We start from the raw sequence: 17,599 nt of genomic DNA on the forward strand, positions 1-17,599 counted from the left end.
GCTTAATTCAGGAATTCGGACAGGGCGTCGAGCGCATCGAGTGCGTTGTCGCTGAGCACGGCCACTTCGCGTGCGACGTCTTCCACGCTCGCATTGCGCCCCAGTGCACCGGTGAGCACGTAGCGGCCATCGACGCGGCCGAAAGACGACAGGGGCACGGACGGGTTGAGGTCGAGCAGCGATTCGAGCAGCTCGGTGCGGCGCTCGGGCTTCACTTCGTCTTCGGTCCAGAGATAGCAGATGCAGATGATCTGCATGTCGGAACTGGTAATAAAGATAGGCAGCTCGTCGCGCCCCTCGATGCTCACCTGGACCACGGGCGTGCTGCCCGGAATGGGTTGCAGCTGCACCGGCAGCCCACCCATTGCGGCGCCGGCCAGCGCATCGAGGCCTCTGAGTTGATCGAGCAGTGATTGCATACCTCTCCTTGTGGTTGAAACCGTTGGAAGCGAGCGGTGCTTCGATGGATTCACTATAGGTGTGCCGACATAACATGTCAAAAATTTTCTTTTCGCCGACCCATGACTTTCGGCACTGGCGTGCTTCATAGAATCCGCCGATGCGCAGCCCCACCTCCCCTGTCATCACGACCGCCACGCAGGAAGAGGTCCGAAGCGGCGTGCTCGGCCGGCACCTGCGTCAGTTCAACTACGGCTTCGTCGGCGAGTACCCCGAGTCGCAGCCGGTATGGCTCAACGCCAAGGGCGCGAATGGAGAACTGGTCGGAGGATTGCGCGGCTACGTCTTCCTGTATTGGCTGCGCATCGATGTCCTCTGGATCGCGGAGGCCGCGCGTGGACAAGGACTGGGCACGCGCGTGCTTGCCGAAGCCGAGGCGCGCGCCAGGAACCTGGGCGCGCACAGCGCCGCGCTCGAAACCTTCGAATGGCAGGCGCGAGGCTTCTACATCAAGCAGGGTTACGAGGAATACGGGCGCATCGACGACTATGTCAAAGGCTTCTATCTCGCCTCGATGAAGAAGAAGCTCTGAAGCAGCTCGCGTCGTCTGTAAAAACAACGCCGTCTCGACCGGGCCAGCGTCAGTGCCCTTCCCCCGTACGCTCCCCATCCGGTCCCCGGTTCAATTCCAGGCGGTAGGCCAGCGCGATGAAGAGGCTCTGCGCCAAGCCGATCGTGCTGGTGAGCGAGCGAAACCCGAAGGTGGTGCTCTCCTGCACGAACAGTGCAGCCTGGGCAAGTTCCGACAACGGGCTCAAGCGGCTGTCGGTGATCGCGATGATGCGAGCCCCGCGCACCTGTGCGCTGCGCAAGACGTCCAGCGTCTCCGGCGCATAAGGCGGAAACGAAACCGCCAGCAGCACATCGCCCTGGCGCAGCGACCGCAGCTGGCCTTCCTGCATGCCGCCCAGTCCGTCGACCAGCTGGATGCGCTTGTCGGTGTGCTGCAGCGCGTAGTCCAAATAGGCCGCAACCGGGAACGAACGGCGCATGCCGAGAAGCCAGATCGATTCCGCCTCGGCCAGCAGTTCGACCGCCTTGTCCAGGTCGCTTTGCGCGAGGGTGTCGATGAGCTCTTGGATGCCGCCGATGCTGCCCTTGAGGAACTCCTGCGCGATGTCGACGCTGATCAGCGGTGCACCCGTCTGGATCACGTCACGGATGCGCGCCTGGTAGTTGCGGTCTGGCGCCAGTTGCTGGGCGATGGCTTCGCGAAACAGCTTCTGCATCTCGGTGAACCCCGAGAAGCCGAAGTGCTTGGCAAAGCGCACGACGGCCGAAGGCTGCACGCCGCAGGCGGCCGCCACGTCCTGGATGCCTTCGAGGCCGAGGCGGCCGTGGTGCGCCTCGATGTACTTTCCGATCAGCTTCAGCTGCTTGCTCAGGTCCTTGTATTCGCTTTCCAGGGCCTTGAGAAACTGCTCGACGGAAGTTGCGGAAGGGGCTGCAGTGGTCATGAGGTCAGGATACCAAGTGCATCCACCGCTCGCCTGTCTCCCGCGCTCAAAGCATCTCGACCTGGCCGCTGCGCAGCGACTTGGTGATGGCCAGGCCGATGCGCGTGGCCTCGGTGGCATCCGACAGCGTGAGGTCCAGCGCCGCTTCGCCGCGGCAGGCGGCGACGAAGGCGTTCATCTCGTGCACGAAGGCATCGCCGAAGCGCTCGAAGAAGTCGGCCGTCGAGGCGTGCCGCACGCCGTGGCTGTCGCTGGTGACCACGCGGTCGCGCTCGGCACCGTGGCCGATCAGGAGCTTGCCGCCGGTGCCGATCACCTCGGTCTGTGTTTCATGGCCATGCGCAAAAGTGCGCGAGGCGTAGAACACCGCACGCCCGCCGCCTTCGAAATCCACCATGGCCAGGCCGTTGTCCACGTCCGCATGCTCGGCGAGGCCGGGATGCATGGCGATGGTGCCGGTGGCGAAGGCGCGCACCGCGCGCGGGTTGCCTAGCATCCAGCGCGCCAGGTCGATGTCATGCACGCTGCAGTCCATGAAGATGCCGCCGGACTGCGCCGCGTACCGCACGAAGAAGCCCGAGGGATCGTTCATGTCGCAGGTCTGCGAGCGCACGAGAAAGGGCCGGCCGATGGCGCCCTGGCGCATGTCGTCGTGCGCGCGGCGGTAGCTGGCATCGAACCGGCGCACGAAGCCGACCATGGCCACGCGGTCCGGATGGCGCGCGGCCACGGCTTCGACGCGCTCGCAGTCGGCGACGTCGAGCGCCAGCGGCTTCTCGACAAAGACGTGCTTGCCCGCCTCGAGCGCCGCGATGGTCTGCTCGGCATGCAGCGCGGTGGGTGTGACCAGCACGATCGCATCGACATCCGGTGCATGGATCATGCGGTCGAAGTCGCTCGTGGTCTGCTCGATGCCCAGTTCGGTGCGGGCTTCTTCGAGCTCCGAAGGAACGGGGCTGCAGGCCCAGACCAGCCGCGCGTTGCGGATGCGGAAGGCGAGGTTCTCGGCGTGGCGGCGCCCGAGCCGGCCGAGGCCGGCGATGCCGATGCGAAGCGGGGGTGTGCGGGAGGTGGTGTTGCTCATCGAGGTGTCCCGGTCACGCGTCGAAGGTCACGGGTTCGCCGCGCTCGAAGGACAGCGCGGCCGCATCGGCCAACTTCTGCGCGGCCACGCCGTCGTGCACCGAGGTGCGGAACGCGCCGCCGCTTTGCAGCCGTTCGAAGAAGTGCGCCAGTTCGAGCCGGTAGGCGGCGCGATAGCGCTCCAGGAAGAAGGCCTCGGGGTTGTCGGTCTTCACACCGGCGGCATCCATGCAGACGACTTCCGTCGGCCGGTGGTTGCCGGCCGACAACAGGCCCTTCGAGCCCAGCACCTCGAAGCGCTGGTCGTAGCCGTACGCCGCGCGCCGCGAAGTGTTGATCTGGCAGAGCCGGCCGGAGCGCGTGCGGATGCTCACGATGGCGGTGTCGATGTCCCCTGCTCCGGCGATGGCCGGATCGGTGAGGCACGCGCCGGTGGCGCTCAGCCACACGGCTTCGTCGCGGCCGCCGTCGGCAAGGATCCAGCGGAACACATCGAAGTCGTGGATCAGCATGTCGCGAAAGATGCCGCCCGACTGCCGGAGGTAGTCGACAGGCGGGGCGCCGGGGTCGCGGCTGGTGACGATCAGCACCTCGGGCACGCCGATCTCGCCATCGTCCAGGCGCGACTTGAGCGCATTGAAGGTGGGGTCGAAACGGCGCTGGAACCCGATCATGCAGGCCACGCCGGCCTGCCGCACCGCCGCCGCGCAGGCCTCGGCGCGCGCCACCGAAAGATCCACCGGTTTCTCGCAAAAGATGTGCTTGCCGGCCTGCGCCGCGCGAACGATCAGGTCGCTGTGCGTGGTGGTCGGCGAGGCGATGACGACGGCGTCGACGGCCGGATCGGCCAGCGCCTCCTCGATCGATGCCACCTGTGCACCCAGCGCCTGCGCAAGAGATGCCGCGCTCTGCGATGCCGGATCGCTGATGTAGCGCAGTTGCGCGCCCGGCAGCGCGGCAAGGTTGGAAGCGTGGATCTGGCCGATGCGGCCGGCGCCGAAGACGGCAACTTGTTTCATGGTCACGGAGGTAGAGAGAACGAGTGATGCGGAGCTTCATTGTCTGGAAGCCTCACTCAAAATAGAACAGGGTTTCTACTCACAAAATTAATAGAAAAACATTTGCAATTCGGATTCTGCTTTTCTAAGATCGCCTCCAACAAACAAGGAGACATCGCATGACCCGCACATTCCGAACATCACGGACACATCTGCGCAAGGCCATCTACGCCGCGGCCACGCTGGCCACCGCATCGCTCGCACTGCACGCTTCGCCCGCTCTGGCGGACAACGAGCGCGTCGCCGCGCTCTTTCACAACATGGCCGAACCGTTCTTCGTGTTCATGAACCGCGAGCTGCAGGACGAGGCCAGGAAGCTCAAGATCAAGCTCAGCGTGGTGGACGGCCAGGCGAGTTCGCCCAAGCAGAGCTCCGATGTCTCCGTGGCCATCACGCAGGGCGTGGACGGCATCATCATCGCGCCCACAGACGCCAGGGCGATGACGCCGGCACTCAACGAAGTGCTCGCCGACAAGATCCCGGTCGTGACGGTGGACCGCCGCGTCGACGGCGCGAAGAGCCCCATTCCCCACGTCGGTGCCGACAACGTGGCGGGCGGCCGCATGATGGCCGAGTGGGTGGTGAAGAACTTTCCCGATGGCGCCAACATCGTCTTTCTCACCGGCCAGCCCGGCAGCAGTTCGGGCATCGACCGCGCCAAGGGCGTGCACGATGCCTTCACCAAGGCGGGCCCCAAATACAAGATCGTGGCGGAACAAACCGCCAACTGGGCGCGCGACCAGGGCCTGACGGTCACGCAGAACATCCTCACCTCGCTCGCCGGCAAGCCGCCGCAGGTGATCCTTTCCGCCAACGACGACATGGCGCTCGGCGCCGTGGAAGCGATCCAGTCGGCCGGCCTCGCCAAGGAAGGCATCAAGGTGCTGGGCTACGACGCATCGCCCGATGCGCTGAAGAAGGTGCGCGACGGCGAGATGGCGGTCACCGTCGAGCAAAGCCCGGGCAGGCAGATCCGCACCGCCCTGCAGCTCCTGGTGGGCAACATCCGCAACAAGACCGAGATCAAGTCGGTCGGCATCGAGCCGATCCTCATCACCAAGGGCAACATCTCCGACGCCGCGCGGGCCGGCGAGCTCAAGTGACCACCGACCACCTGCTCAGGGCGAGGGGCATCCGCAAATCCTTTCCCGGCGTCAAGGCGCTGGACGGGGTGCAGCTCGATGTGGTCGCGGGCGAAGTGCATGCGCTGCTCGGCGAGAACGGCGCGGGCAAGTCGACCCTTTTGAAGATCCTGGCGGGCGCGCAGCCGGCCGACGAAGGCACGATCGAATTCGAGGGCCGCGCGCTCTCGCCCGCCGACACGCCGATGCTGCGCCAGCGCACCGGCATCGTCACGATCTACCAGGAGTTCAACCTGCTGCCGGCGCTGTCGGTGGCCGAGAACATGTACATCGGCCGCGAGCCGCTGCGCAACGGGCTCATCCACTGGTCGCGGCTGTATGAAGACGCGGGCAAGGTCATTCGCGACCTGGGCATCGACCTCGATCCGCGCGACGAGGTGCGCTCCTTGAGCGTCGCCAAGCAGCAGATGGTGGAGATCGCCAAGGCCATGACCGTCAAGGCGCGGCTGATCGTCATGGACGAACCCACGGCCGCGCTGAGCGGTCGCGAAGTCGACCAGTTGCTGGACATCATCCGCGACCTGAAATCGCGGGGCCTGGGCATCATCTATGTCTCGCACAAGCTCAACGAAGTCAAGGCCATCTGCGACCGCTTCACGGTGTTTCGCGACGGCCGCTACGTGACGACAGGCGCAGTGGCCGATGCCACCGTGAACGACCTGGTGCGCCACATGGTCGGGCGCGAAGTGGTGGGCGTGAAGCGGCACCCGTCCGGCGTCGTCGGCGAGGTGGTGCTCAAGGTGGAGGGCGTGAGCCGGCTGAAGGCCGTCTCGGGCACCAGCGCAACGGCGCTGTCGGACATGTCGGTGCACGTGCACGCGGGCGAGATCGTCGGCTTCGCCGGATTGGTCGGCGCGGGCCGTACCGAGATGGCACGCGTCATCTTCGGCGCCGACCCCTGCGACAGCGGCACAGTTCGCGTGCTCAACAAGCAGGTGGTGCTGCGCTCGCCCCGGGACGGCATCGACGCCGGCATCGTGCTGGTGCCCGAAGACCGCAAGCAGCAGGGCTGCTTTCTCTCGCACTCGATCCGCCACAACATGACGCTGCCCAGCCTGGGCCGGTTGAGCAAGATGCGGTGGTTCGTCGACGAGGCAGCCGAGACCCGGATGATCGAGGAATACCGCCGCAAGCTCTCGATCAAGATGTCCAGCGACAAGGTGGCCATCGGCACCCTGTCGGGCGGCAACCAGCAGAAGGTGCTGCTGGCGCGCTGCATGGCGCTGAACCCCAAGGTGCTGATCGTGGACGAGCCCACGCGCGGCATCGACGTCGGCGCCAAGGCCGAGGTGCACCAGGTGCTGTTCGACATGGCCGCGCAAGGCGTGGCGGTGATCGTCATCTCGTCCGAGCTTCCCGAAGTCATGGCGGTCAGCGACCGCATCGTGACCTTCATGAACGGCGCCATCACCGGCTCCACGCCGGGCAGCGAGGCGACCGAGGAGCAGCTGATGAACCTCATGGCCCTGGGCGCCCGGCGGCCCGAGGCCGAAATGGCCCTGGCGGCCTGAGCGCCCAGCTAGCCCCGCAGTGAACCCGATCAAGGAGAGAAAAAATGACATCCACCGCCGCCACGGCGCCCGTCCCTAAAGAACGCAGGTACGACCTCGTCGGCTTCCTCGAGAAGTACGGCGTGCTGCTGTTCCTCGTGCTGCTGATCGTGCTCTTCGCATCGCAGAACCCGCGCTTCATCTCGATGCGCAACATCTCCAACATCCTCACCGAGGTGTCGATCTACGGAATCATCGCGGTCGGCATGACCTGCGTGATCCTCACGGGCGGCGTCGACCTGGCCGTCGGCTCGCTGCTCGCGTTTTCCGCCATGTGCGCGGCCTCGGTGGTGGTGATGCTGGGCGACACCTTCCCGCTGAGCTGGCTCGCGGCGCTCGTCATCGCCTGCCTGGTCGGCACGGCGGCGGGCTACCTGCACGGCAAGACCATCACCAAGCTCAACGTGCCGCCCTTCATCGTCACGCTGGGCGGCATGACGATCTGGCGCGGCGCCACGCTGATCCTGAACGACGGCGGCCCCATCAGCGGCTTCGACGAAGGCTTTCGCTGGTGGGGACGCGGCGACGTGCTGGGCATTCCGGTGCCGGTGATCGCGTTCGCGCTGGTCTCCGCGGCCGGCTACATCACGCTGCGCTACTCGCGCTACGGGCGCGCCATCTACGCCGTGGGCGGCAACCCGGAAGCCGCCCGGCTCTCGGGCCTGGACGTCAAGCGCATCGTGGTCAGCGTGTACGTGGTGGTGGGCCTTCTGGCCGGCCTCAGCGGCTTCCTCCTGGCGGCACGGCTGGGCTCCGCCGAGGCGGTGGCCGGCATCTCCTACGAGTTGCGGGTGATCGCGGCCGTGGTCATCGGCGGCACCAGCCTCTTCGGCGGGCTGGGCGGCGTGGGGGGCACGATCATCGGATCGATCCTCCTTGGCGTGCTGCTCAACGGACTGGTGATGTTGAACGTGTCGGCCTATTACCAGCAGGTGGTGATCGGCGTGATCATCGTCATCGCGGTCGCCTTCGACACCTATGCCAAGTCCCGCCGCAGCGGCAAGCACTGAACAGCACAAGACAGAACAAGCAACAGCTCATAGGAAAAGAATGCAGACACTGAAGATTCCCGAAGGACGCCGCCACGACCTGGCGTGCCTCGGCCGGCTCGCGGTCGACCTGTACGCACAGCAGATCGGCAGCCGGCTCGAAGACGCCACCAGCTTCTCGCGCTACCTGGGCGGCTCGTCCGCCAACATCGCCTTCGGTGCGGCCCGCCTGGGCCTGCGCGCCGCCATGGTCTCGCGCGTGGGCGACGAGCAGATGGGCCGCTTCCTGGTCGAAGCACTGCAGCGCGAGGGCTGCGATGTGTCGCAGATCCAGGTCGATCCGCAGCGCCTCACCGCGCTGGTGCTGCTGGGCATCAAGGACCGCGACACCTTTCCCCTGCTCTTCTACCGCGAGAACTGCGCCGACATGGCGCTGGACGCCGCAGGGATCGACGGCGACTTCATCGCGCAATGCCGCGCGTTGCTGATCACCGGCACGCACCTGAGCACGCCGACGGTGCAGGCCGCCTCCGTCGCCGCGCTCGACCATGCGGCCCGGCATGGCGTGCTGCGCGTGCTCGACATCGACTACCGCCCCGTGCTGTGGGGCCTCACCAAGCGCGGCGAAGGCGCCAACCGCTTCGTGCCCGATGCGGCGGTCACCGAGCGGCTGCAGGCCATGCTGCCGCGCTTCGACCTGCTGATCGGCACGGAAGAAGAATTCCTCATCGCCGGCGGCGTGCCCGGCGACCTGATGGCCTCGCTGCGCGCGGTGCGCGGCGTGACCGCCGCGGCCATGGTGGTCAAGCTCGGCGCGGCCGGCTGCTGCTTCATTCCCGGCGCCGTGCCCGAGCGCATCGAAGACGCGCCCACCGTGCGCGGCGAACGGGTCGAGGTGCTCAACGTGCTCGGCGCGGGCGATGCATTCGCCGCCGGTTTGCTCACCGGCCTCTTGCGCGGCCAAAGCTTCGAAGAGGCCGCGCGGCTGGCCAACGCCTGCGGCGCGATCGTCGTCTCGCGCCACGCCTGCTCGGCCGCGATGCCGACGCCGGCCGAGCTCGACCACTGGTTCGGCGGCAGCCGCAACCCGAAGGTCGATGCCGACACGCGGCTCGCCCACCTGCACCGCACCACCGCCGCGCGCGCGCAGTGGCCCTCGCCGGCCGTGCTGGCCTTCGACCACCGCGCGCAGTTTGCCGAGCTGGCGCGCGAAGCCGGCACCGACGAATCGCGCCTGCCGCGGCTCAAGCAGTTGCTGGTCGACGCCACGGCCCGCGTCGAGCAAAGCCATGCGCTGCAAGGCCGCGTCGGCGTGCTGATCGACGGCAGCTACGGCAGCGATGCGCTCGCCGCCGCCACGGGACGCGGCTGGTGGGTGGGGCGGCCGGTGGAACTGCCGCTGTCGCGCCCGCTGCGCTTCGACGGCACGCTGTCCATCGGCTCGCAACTGGCGCAGTGGCCCATCGAGCAGACGGTGAAGTGCCTCGTCTACTACCACCCCGACGATCCGGCCCCCCTGCGCCTGGAGCAGGAGTCGCGCCTGGGCGAGCTGTGGGAGGCCACCCGCGCGAGCGGCCACGAGTTGCTGCTCGAACTGATTCCACCCGCGGACAAGCTGCCCGCCGAAGACACCGACAACGCCCGCGACGCCGTGGTGCTGCGCTCCATCGAGCGCCTCTACAACCTGGGCTTCCGGCCCGAGTGGTGGAAGCTCTCGCCGATGGCGCCGGCCGCCTGGGACCGGCTGGCGCAACTGGTCGCCGAGCGCGATCCGCAGTGCCGCGGCGTGGTGATCCTCGGGCTCAACCAGCCGCTCGCCCATCTGGCGCGCAGCTTTGCCGAGGCCACCAATCCGATCGTCAAGGGCTTCATGATCGGCCGCACGCTGTGGATCACATCGGGCCTGCGCTGGCTGCGGCAGGAGATCGACGACGACGCGCTGGTGAAGGAAGTGGCGGGCAACTTTGCCGAACTGGTCGAAGCCTGGGACGGATCACACGCATGACGAACGCCACCCTTCGCATCACGATGGCACAGGCGCTGGTGCGCCACCTGGCCGCACTGCGCGTCGAGATGGCCGATGGCACGCTTGCGCCCTACGTCGGTGGCGTGTTCTCGATCTTCGGGCACGGCAACGTGGCCGGGCTGGGCGAAGCCCTTGCCGCCGAACGCCATGCGCTGCCGACCCTGCGCGCGCACAACGAGCAGGGCATGGCCAACGCCGCGGTGGCCTATGCCAAGGCGCAGTTCCGCCAGCGGATCATGGCGGTCACCACCTCCATCGGCCCCGGTGCGACCAACCTGGTCACCGCCGCCGCGCTGGCCCACGTCAATCGCCTGCCCGTGCTGCTGCTGCCCGGCGACGTTTTCGCCTCGCGCGCGCCGGACCCGGTGCTGCAGCAGCTCGAAGACTTTTCGCACGGCGACCTGAGCGTCAACGATTGCCTGCGTCCGGTCACGCGCCATTTCGACCGCATCCTGCGGCCGGAGCAGATCCTCTCGGCGCTGCCGCGCGCGATCCAGACCATGACCGATCCGGCCAGCTGCGGCCCCGTGTGCCTGGCGCTGCCGCAGGACGTGCAGACCGAAGCCTTCGATTGCCCCGAGCACTTCCTGCACCCCGAAACCCTCCGCTTTCGGCGCATGCCGCCCGATCGCGGCGAACTGGCGCGCGCCACCCACCTGCTGCGCGCGGCACAGCGGCCGCTGCTCGTCGTCGGAGGCGGCGTGCTCTACAGCCAGGCTTGGGACGCACTGCGCGCCTTCGCCGAAACGCACGGCATACCCGTGGCCGAGAGCCAGGCCGGCAAGGGCAGCATGCCCTGGGACCATCCGCTCAACCTCGGCGCCATCGGCGTGACCGGCTCGCCCGCGGCCAACGCCCTGGCGCGCGAGGCCGACCTGGTGTTCGCCGTCGGCACGCGGCTGCAGGACTTCACCACCGGCTCGAACAGCCTGCTGGGCCATGTGCCGATGCTGAGCCTGAACGTGCAGGCCTTCGACGCCACCAAGCGCGGCTGCACCTCGCTCGTGGCCGATGCACGCGCGGGCCTCGAACAGTTGCAGGAGGTTCTGGCCGGCTGGCAGGCCGCGCCGCAATGGACCGCGCGCGCCCGCGACCTCGCGGCCGGCTGGGTGGCGCGCGTGACCGAGCTGACCACGACACCGCCGCAGGCCGGCGAGCTGCCCTACGACGCCGAAGTGATCGGCGCGGTGCGCGACTCGGCCGCCGATTCGCCCGCCAACGACATCGTCGTGTGCGCCGCCGGCACGCTGCCCGCCGAGCTGCACAAGCTCTGGCGCGCGGGCGCGCCCGGCGGCTATCACATGGAATATGGCTACTCCACCATGGGCTACGAGATCGCCGGCGGGCTGGGCGTGAAGCTCGCGCGGCCCGAGAAGGAAGTGATCGTCATGGTGGGCGACGGCTCCTACATGATGATGAATTCGGAGATCGCCACCTCGGTGCTGCTGGGCCGCAAGCTGATCGTGGTGGTGCTCGACAACCGGGGCTACGGCTGCATCCACCGCCTGCAGCGCGCGAGCGGTTCGCCCCGGTTCAACAACATGCTGGACGACTGCATCCCCGAAGGCGGCAACGCCTCGGCCATCGACTTCGCCGGGCACGCCCGCAGCATGGGCGCAGAGGCGGTGCATGTGGAAAACATCGCCGGCCTTCGCGATGCCCTTCGCGCGGCCCGTGCCGCGAGCGGCACGCAGGTGATCGTGATCGACACCACCGCCGAACGCACCACCGCCGATGGCGGCTGCTGGTGGGAGGTGGCGATTCCCGAAGTCTCCGCGCGCGCCGAAGTCAACGAAGCCCGCGCGCGCTACGAAGCTGCCAAACGAGATCAGAAACTGTGAAACCCACTGCGGGAGAAAACCACGCCATGAACACCTGGAACGTCCGCCTCGGCATCAACCCCCTCTCGTGGATGAACGACGACCTGCCCGCGCTCGGGGGCGCCACGCCACTGTCCACCGCGCTGCGCGAGGGCGCGGAGATCGGCTACGCCGGCTTCGAGCTGGGCAACAAGTTTCCGAGCGAGCCCGCGGCGCTGAAGGCGACGCTGGCCGAGTACGGGCTGGCCTGCGTCTCGGGCTGGTACTCGGGCCACCTGGCCGAAGACACGGTCGATGCGGAAATCGACCGCTGCACCGCCCACATGGAAAAGCTGCGCTTCAACGGCTGCAAGGTCGTGGTCTACGGCGAGGTCGCCGGCTCCATCCAGGGCCGCATGGACACGCCGCTGTCCAAGCGCCCGCGCTTTGCGGGCGAGGCGCAATGGGCCGCCTATGCCGCGCGCCTGAACGCATTCGGCGAGCACCTGAAAGCGAAGTACGGCATCACGCTGGCCTATCACCACCACATGGGTGCGTACGTCGAATCGCCGCAGGACGTCGACAAGCTGATGGCGCTGACCGACCCGGCCTGCGTGTCGCTGCTGTTCGACACCGGACATGCCTACTACGGCGGCGCGGGCGATCCGGCGGCGCTGCTGCGCAAGCACGTCGGCCGCGTGGCGCATGTGCATTGCAAGGACGTGCGCGCCGGCGTGATCCGCCAGACACGCAACGAGAGCCTGTCGTTCCTCGACGGCGTGCTCAACGGCACCTTCACCGTGCCGGGCGATGGCGACCTCGATTTCGAGGCCGTGCTCTCGGTGCTGCACGAAGCCGGCTACGAAGGCTGGCTCGTGGTCGAGGCCGAGCAGGACCCGGCCGTCGCGCCCAGCTATGCGTACGCGAAGAAGGGCTACGAAACCTTGCGCGACATCGTCGACAGGATCGGCACCGCGCAGGCGGAGGTGCACTGACATGGCACTCAGCCCCCTCCTCGTGAAGGCCGCGGCCGAAGGTCGTACCGTGGTCGACGTGACGCCCGAGCGCGCCGGCTGGACGCACGTCGGCTTCAAGGTGCTGCGCCTGAAAAAGGGCGAGACCGAATTCCTGGCCACCGGAGACCGCGAGCTCTGCCTGGTGGTGCTGACCGGCACGGTCGACATCGAGGTGGACGGCCAGCGCTACACGCAACTCGGCACGCGCGACAGCGTGTTCGACCCCGTCTCTCCCGCCGCGGTCTATGTGCCGGGCGGAGCCGCTGTCGGCATCGATGCGATCCGCGATGCCGAGGTGGCGCTGTGCACCGCGCCGGCGGGCAGCCAGAGGCGCGAAGCGTTCGTGATCGACCCGGCTTCGATGAAGCGCTCGGTGCGCGGCAAGGGCAGCAACACGCGCCATGTCTGCGACATCCTGCCGCACGACGATCCGCGCGCCGCGCACTTGCTGGTGGTGGAGGTGATCACGCCCGCGGGCAATGCTTCCAGCTACCCGCCGCACAAGCACGACCGCGATGCGCTGCCCGAGGAAACGCTGCTCGAGGAAACCTACTACCACCGGCTGAACCCGCCGCAGGGCTTTGCCTTCCAGCGCGTCTACACCGATGACCGCAGCCTCGACGAATCCATGGCCGTGGAGAACCACGACACGGTGATGGTGCCGCGCGGCTACCACCCGGTGGTCGCGCCGCACGGCTACGACCTCTACTACCTCAACGTGATGGCCGGTCCCGGCCGTTACTGGGTGTTCAGGAACGATCCGGCGCACGAGTGGATGCTGCAGCCGGACATGCAGGACCGGCTGGCAGCCAAGCGCAGCTAGCGGCCTTCCCTCCCCCTTCTGCATCTGCATCGATCGACACCGGCCAAACGGCCGGTGGGGGGATGCCTTTGCCTGAAGAAAAGCGTGCCTTCCCCTTCCACAACCCACCAAGAACCGAGGAGACTTTCATGAGAACAAAACCGAACCGCCTGTCTGCCGCCGTCCTGATGCTGTCGGCCAGCCTCTGCCTCCACGCCCAAGCCCAGCAAACCGACGAGCCCCCGCAGGCCGAAGCCAAGGACCCCACCAAGGAGTTCGTCAAGAAGATCAACGACGCCACCGGCCTGGAGTTCTGGGGCTACGGCCGCGGCGGCTTCTTCAGCGCCGGCAAGGGGCGCCTCAAAGGCGGCTACTCACTCGGCGGCGACCTGCAGAAGTACCGCCTGGGCAACGAGGGCGACAACTACCTGGAATTCGGCATCGGCAAGCGCTTCGACATGGGCGAGGGCATCAAGTGGGGCGTGTTCTACATGCCCACCATCTACAACGGCAAGAGCGGCACCGCGCAGGCCTACTTCTCCCTGACCGGCATCTTCGGCAACGCCGCCACCCTCTGGGCCGGCCAGCGCTACCACCGCGTGCAGGACGTGCACATCGTGGACAAGTGGGTGGTGGAAGATGGCGACAACTACGGCGCGGGCATCGACGACATTCCTCTCTGGGGCTATGGGCGCCTGAACGTGGCCCTGCACACCGCCGACTCGGTGGACAACAAGAACGGCAACCCGAACAACGCCAAGCGCATCAATGTGCAGTGGCGCGACATCCCGACCAACCCGGGCGGCAAGCTCACGGTGACGGGTGGATTGATCTCGGGCGACTTCGCCAAGGGCCGCGACGGCGGCGCGCTGGGGCTCATGCACATCCAGAAGGACCTGTTGCCGGGCCTGAACAACACCTTCATCGTGCAGGCATCGAGCGGCCACGCCTCGCTCAGCGGCAAGTTCTACAACCTGGACAACAGCACCACGACGACGGGCCTGTTGCTGCCGCCGGGCTTCGGGCTGGAGAACACGCTGCTGTTCGCGCCGCTGGTCGAGCGCACGGTGATCACGCCGCAGGCGGGCGCCAAGCAGCGGCGCATTCTCGATTCGGTGGACTTCCAGTTCGGGCGCTTCGGCGGCCAGGGCCTGATCGGCTACCAGACCACGCGCCCGGACAACGGCCCGGAGACCAAGGACTTCTCGCTGGGCGGGCGTGTCTCCTACGGCATCGCCAAGTACACCAAGCTGCTGGCCGAGCTCTCGACCACGCGCCGCAGCACCGACGACCAGCCCCGCCAGACGCTGAACAAGGGCACGATCGCGGTGGCGTTCTCGCCGAACACCGACTTCTGGACCCGGCCGGAGTTCCGCATCTACGCCACGCGCGCGAGCTGGAACAAGGCCGCAGGCGATGCCAACGCCACCAGCTTCGGCGCCAATGGCCGCAGGAACGCCACCACATTCGGCATACAGATGGAAGCATGGTGGGAGTGAGGCCGCATACCGGTCCGGCAGGCTGAACGAAAGACTGACTTGCCCGGGCGTGCGGGAGCCGCCAGACTTTGCGCATGACCTCGCTCCCGCATCCATGACGCCCAGCAAGCTCGCGCGGCGCCTGTCGGCCGTTCCCTCCACCTTGCGCATTCCCCTGGCCGCGCGTGCGTCCGGCGACGCCATCTTTCCGCAGGTGGCCGTGCGGGACGCCTACGCCGCGGCCATCCTCGAGAAGATCCGCGACGACGGCCATGCCCTGCCCGAGGACCGGGCGACCATCTACGGCATCCTTGCGCGCACGCGGCGCTTTCGCAGCCTTGCGCAGGAGTTTCTGAAACAGCATCCCGGTGCGCGCGTCGTGAACATGGGCTGCGGCCTGAGCCACTACTTCCAGTGGCTGGACGACGACAAGTCGCGCATGACCGATGCCGACCTGCCCGAGGTGCTCGCGCTGCGCCGGGAGCTCATTCCCGAGACCCATCCACGCCACGACGTGCGCGAACTCGACCTCACCGCGCCCGACTGGTGGGACCAGCTCGGCCTGCCGAAGAAGCGCAACGCGCAGCCGGTCTTCCTCTTCACCGAAGGCGTGCTCATGTACCTGAAGCCCGAGACCGTGCAGGCCGTGCTCGCCGCCTTCGGCGAACGGGCGCCCGCGGGCTCGGTGCTCGCTTTCGATGCCATGTGCTGGATCGCCACCGGCCGCGCGCGCAACCATCCGTCGGTGCGGCCGACGGGCGCCGAATTTCTCTGGGGCCTTCGCCGCCCCGCCGACCTGACCGAACCGCACCCGCGCCTGCGCCTGGATGGCACCTACCGCGTGATGGAAGGACTGGGCCTCGCCTACACGGTGCTCGGCCCGGTGTTCAGGATGGTCTTCGGCGTGCCCCTCTACGCGGTGTATGCGCTGAGCGCCGCAGACGCATTGGCGCCGGCCGATACATAAACGCACAATTTTCCGAATCGACGGCTTTGTCCGGCCTGCATTGCGCGGAATGGCTGACGCGGTGTGCCCTGCGCAGTGCGTCAAGCTGTCGGCTGCTCCCATCGCGGAAAATCATCCGCGCTTCGCCTCGTTTTCCCTTCCTCCCAAAGATTCGAAACCCTCAAGAAACACATGCTTGATCGCCGATCCTTCCTTGCCGCAGGTGGTGCCGCCGCCGCACTCGCCGCCCTTGGACTGCCCGAAGAGGCGCTGGCCGCCAACGGCCTGCAACTGAGCCAGCCTTCGCCCTTCTCGTTCGACCGGCTCGTCGCGCAGGCCAAGCGCCTCGCCACGCAACCGTACGCCGCCGCCGCGCCGCTCGCCCCCGACGTGCTCGAGAAGATCGACTACGACGCGCACGGCAAGATCAAGTTCGACCCCGCCAACGCCCTCTTCCGCGAAGGCCCCGGCGCATTCCCCGTCACCTTCTTTCACCTCGGCCGCTTCTTCCAGACGCCGGTGCGCATGCACGTGCTGGAGAACTCCGACGGCGACGCCTTCGCACGCGAGGTGCTCTACAGCCCCGAGTACTTCTCGATGCCGCCCGACAGCCCCGCGCGCGCGCTGCCGCCCGGCGCGGGCTTCGCGGGCTTTCGCCTGCAGGAAAGCCGCCTGGGCGACCAGGGCAAGCTCGACTGGCAGAAGAACGACTGGGTCGCCTTTCTCGGCGCCTCGTACTTCCGCGCCATCGGCGAGCTGTACCAGTACGGCCTGTCGGCCCGCGGCCTCGCGCTCGACGTGGCGGTGCCCGGCAAGCCGGAAGAATTCCCCACCTTCACCCGCTTCTATTTCGAGACCCCGGCCGCGAACAACACCACCTCGATGACGGTCTACGCCCTCCTCGAAGGGCCGAGCGTGACGGGCGTCTTCAAGTTCGTCATGCAGCGCGGCAAGGCGGTGATCATGGACATCGACTCGCGCCTCTTCCTGCGCCGCGACGTGGCGCGCCTGGGCCTCGTTCCGCTCACCTCGATGTATTGGTATTCCGAGACCATCAAGCCCACCGCCATCGACTGGCGCCCCGAGGTGCACGACTCCGACGGCCTCGCCATCTGGAACGGCGCGGGCGAGCGCATCTGGCGCCCGCTCAACAATCCCACGCAGACGCGCGCCTCCGCATTCGCCGACACCAAGCCGCGCGGCTTCGGCCTCTTGCAGCGCGACCGCGCGTTCGACCATTACCAGGACGGCGTCAACTACGAAAAGCGCCCGAGCCTCTGGATCGAACCGCTGGGCGACTGGGGCGAAGGCTCGGTGCAGCTCATCGAGATTCCGACCGACGACGAGATCCACGACAACATCGTCGCCTTCTGGGTGCCCAAGGCCGATGCCAAGGCGGGCGCAAGCTACAGCCTGCAATACCGGCTGCACTGGACCGACCAGGAGCCCTTTCCCTCGCCGCTCGCGCGCTGCGTGGCCACGCGCATCGGGCGCGGCGGCCAGCCGGGCCAGCCGCGGCCGCAGGGCGTGCGCAAGTTCATGGTCGAGTTCATCGGCCAGCCGCTCACCACGGTGCCCTTCGGCGTGAAGCCCGAGCTGGTGCTGACGGCGCCGCGCGGCAAGTTCTCGTACGTGTTTGCCGAGGCCGTGCCGAACGGCGTGCCGGGCCATTGGCGCGCGCAGTTCGACTTCACGCCCGAAGGCAACGAGCCGATCGACATGCGGCTCTACCTGAAGAACGGCGATCAGACGTTGACGGAGACCTGGCTGTACCAGTACCAGCCGGGTTGAGTT

At 67.5% G+C, this 17,599-nt stretch carries 15 protein-coding genes; 11 read left to right on the plus strand and 4 right to left on the minus strand.

The window, feature by feature from the left end; all coding sequences use genetic code 11:
* Nucleotides 1–2 precede the first annotated feature (2 nt).
* Nucleotides 3–419, minus strand: a complete 417-nt coding sequence (locus J2W23_RS02490) for a YjfI family protein (RefSeq protein WP_176658207.1) — start codon at nt 417–419, stop codon at nt 3–5.
* A 140-nt stretch (nt 420–559) separates the two neighbouring features.
* Here J2W23_RS02490 and J2W23_RS02495 point away from each other — a divergent pair, with 140 nt between their 5' ends.
* Nucleotides 560–991 (plus strand): GNAT family N-acetyltransferase, encoded by a 432-nt coding sequence (locus J2W23_RS02495; RefSeq protein ID WP_307647561.1) that lies wholly within the window; start codon nt 560–562, stop codon nt 989–991.
* Nucleotides 992–1,040: 49 nt separating this feature from the next.
* Here J2W23_RS02495 and J2W23_RS02500 read toward each other — a convergent pair whose 3' ends face one another.
* The 3 genes from J2W23_RS02500 to iolG are packed head-to-tail and all read right to left on the minus strand — an operon-like array spanning nt 1,041 to nt 4,018.
* On the minus strand, nt 1,041–1,916 hold the full coding sequence (locus J2W23_RS02500) for a MurR/RpiR family transcriptional regulator (RefSeq protein WP_176658209.1): 876 nt from the start codon (nt 1,914–1,916) through the stop codon (nt 1,041–1,043).
* Nucleotides 1,917–1,962: 46 nt separating this feature from the next.
* Nucleotides 1,963–3,000: a Gfo/Idh/MocA family oxidoreductase gene (locus J2W23_RS02505; protein WP_176658210.1), complete on the minus strand. Its 1,038-nt coding sequence runs from the start codon at nt 2,998–3,000 to the stop codon at nt 1,963–1,965.
* A 13-nt stretch (nt 3,001–3,013) separates the two neighbouring features.
* Entirely contained in the window at nt 3,014–4,018 is a 1,005-nt protein-coding gene (gene iolG, locus J2W23_RS02510) for an inositol 2-dehydrogenase (RefSeq protein WP_307647562.1), read from the minus strand.
* A gap of 158 nt (nt 4,019–4,176) precedes the next feature.
* Between iolG and J2W23_RS02515 the strand changes: the two genes are divergently transcribed.
* From J2W23_RS02515 to J2W23_RS02560, 10 genes are all read left to right on the plus strand, one after another.
* Nucleotides 4,177–5,160: a sugar ABC transporter substrate-binding protein gene (locus J2W23_RS02515; RefSeq protein WP_176658212.1), complete on the plus strand. Its 984-nt coding sequence runs from the start codon at nt 4,177–4,179 to the stop codon at nt 5,158–5,160.
* Nucleotides 5,157–6,710, plus strand: coding sequence for a sugar ABC transporter ATP-binding protein (locus J2W23_RS02520; RefSeq protein WP_307647563.1), 1,554 nt, complete (start codon nt 5,157–5,159; stop codon nt 6,708–6,710). The genes J2W23_RS02515 and J2W23_RS02520 overlap by 4 nt, the downstream gene beginning before the upstream one ends.
* A 44-nt stretch (nt 6,711–6,754) precedes the next feature.
* Nucleotides 6,755–7,759, plus strand: a complete 1,005-nt coding sequence (locus J2W23_RS02525) for an ABC transporter permease (RefSeq protein WP_307647564.1) — start codon at nt 6,755–6,757, stop codon at nt 7,757–7,759.
* Nucleotides 7,760–7,799: 40 nt separating this feature from the next.
* Nucleotides 7,800–9,743 (plus strand): bifunctional 5-dehydro-2-deoxygluconokinase/5-dehydro-2-deoxyphosphogluconate aldolase, encoded by a 1,944-nt coding sequence (locus J2W23_RS02530; RefSeq protein ID WP_307647565.1) that lies wholly within the window; start codon nt 7,800–7,802, stop codon nt 9,741–9,743.
* Nucleotides 9,740–11,605: a 3D-(3,5/4)-trihydroxycyclohexane-1,2-dione acylhydrolase (decyclizing) gene (gene iolD, locus J2W23_RS02535; protein WP_307647566.1), complete on the plus strand. Its 1,866-nt coding sequence runs from the start codon at nt 9,740–9,742 to the stop codon at nt 11,603–11,605. The genes J2W23_RS02530 and iolD overlap by 4 nt, the downstream gene beginning before the upstream one ends.
* A gap of 26 nt (nt 11,606–11,631) precedes the next feature.
* Nucleotides 11,632–12,558, plus strand: a complete 927-nt coding sequence (iolE, locus tag J2W23_RS02540) for a myo-inosose-2 dehydratase (RefSeq protein WP_176658217.1) — start codon at nt 11,632–11,634, stop codon at nt 12,556–12,558.
* A 1-nt stretch (nt 12,559) separates the two neighbouring features.
* Nucleotides 12,560–13,402, plus strand: coding sequence for a 5-deoxy-glucuronate isomerase (iolB, locus tag J2W23_RS02545; protein WP_307647567.1), 843 nt, complete (start codon nt 12,560–12,562; stop codon nt 13,400–13,402).
* Between the two features lie 128 nt (nt 13,403–13,530).
* Nucleotides 13,531–14,880 (plus strand): carbohydrate porin, encoded by a 1,350-nt coding sequence (locus J2W23_RS02550; RefSeq protein ID WP_307647568.1) that lies wholly within the window; start codon nt 13,531–13,533, stop codon nt 14,878–14,880.
* A 94-nt stretch (nt 14,881–14,974) separates the two neighbouring features.
* On the plus strand, nt 14,975–15,826 hold the full coding sequence (locus tag J2W23_RS02555) for a class I SAM-dependent methyltransferase (RefSeq protein ID WP_307647569.1): 852 nt from the start codon (nt 14,975–14,977) through the stop codon (nt 15,824–15,826).
* Between the two features lie 171 nt (nt 15,827–15,997).
* A complete protein-coding gene (locus tag J2W23_RS02560; protein ID WP_176658220.1) occupies nt 15,998–17,596 on the plus strand; it encodes a glucan biosynthesis protein in 1,599 nt (532 codons plus the stop codon).
* Nucleotides 17,597–17,599 lie beyond the last annotated feature (3 nt).

The organism is Variovorax boronicumulans (assembly GCF_030812215.1).
GTDB classification, from domain to species: domain Bacteria; phylum Pseudomonadota; class Gammaproteobacteria; order Burkholderiales; family Burkholderiaceae_C; genus Variovorax; species Variovorax boronicumulans_C.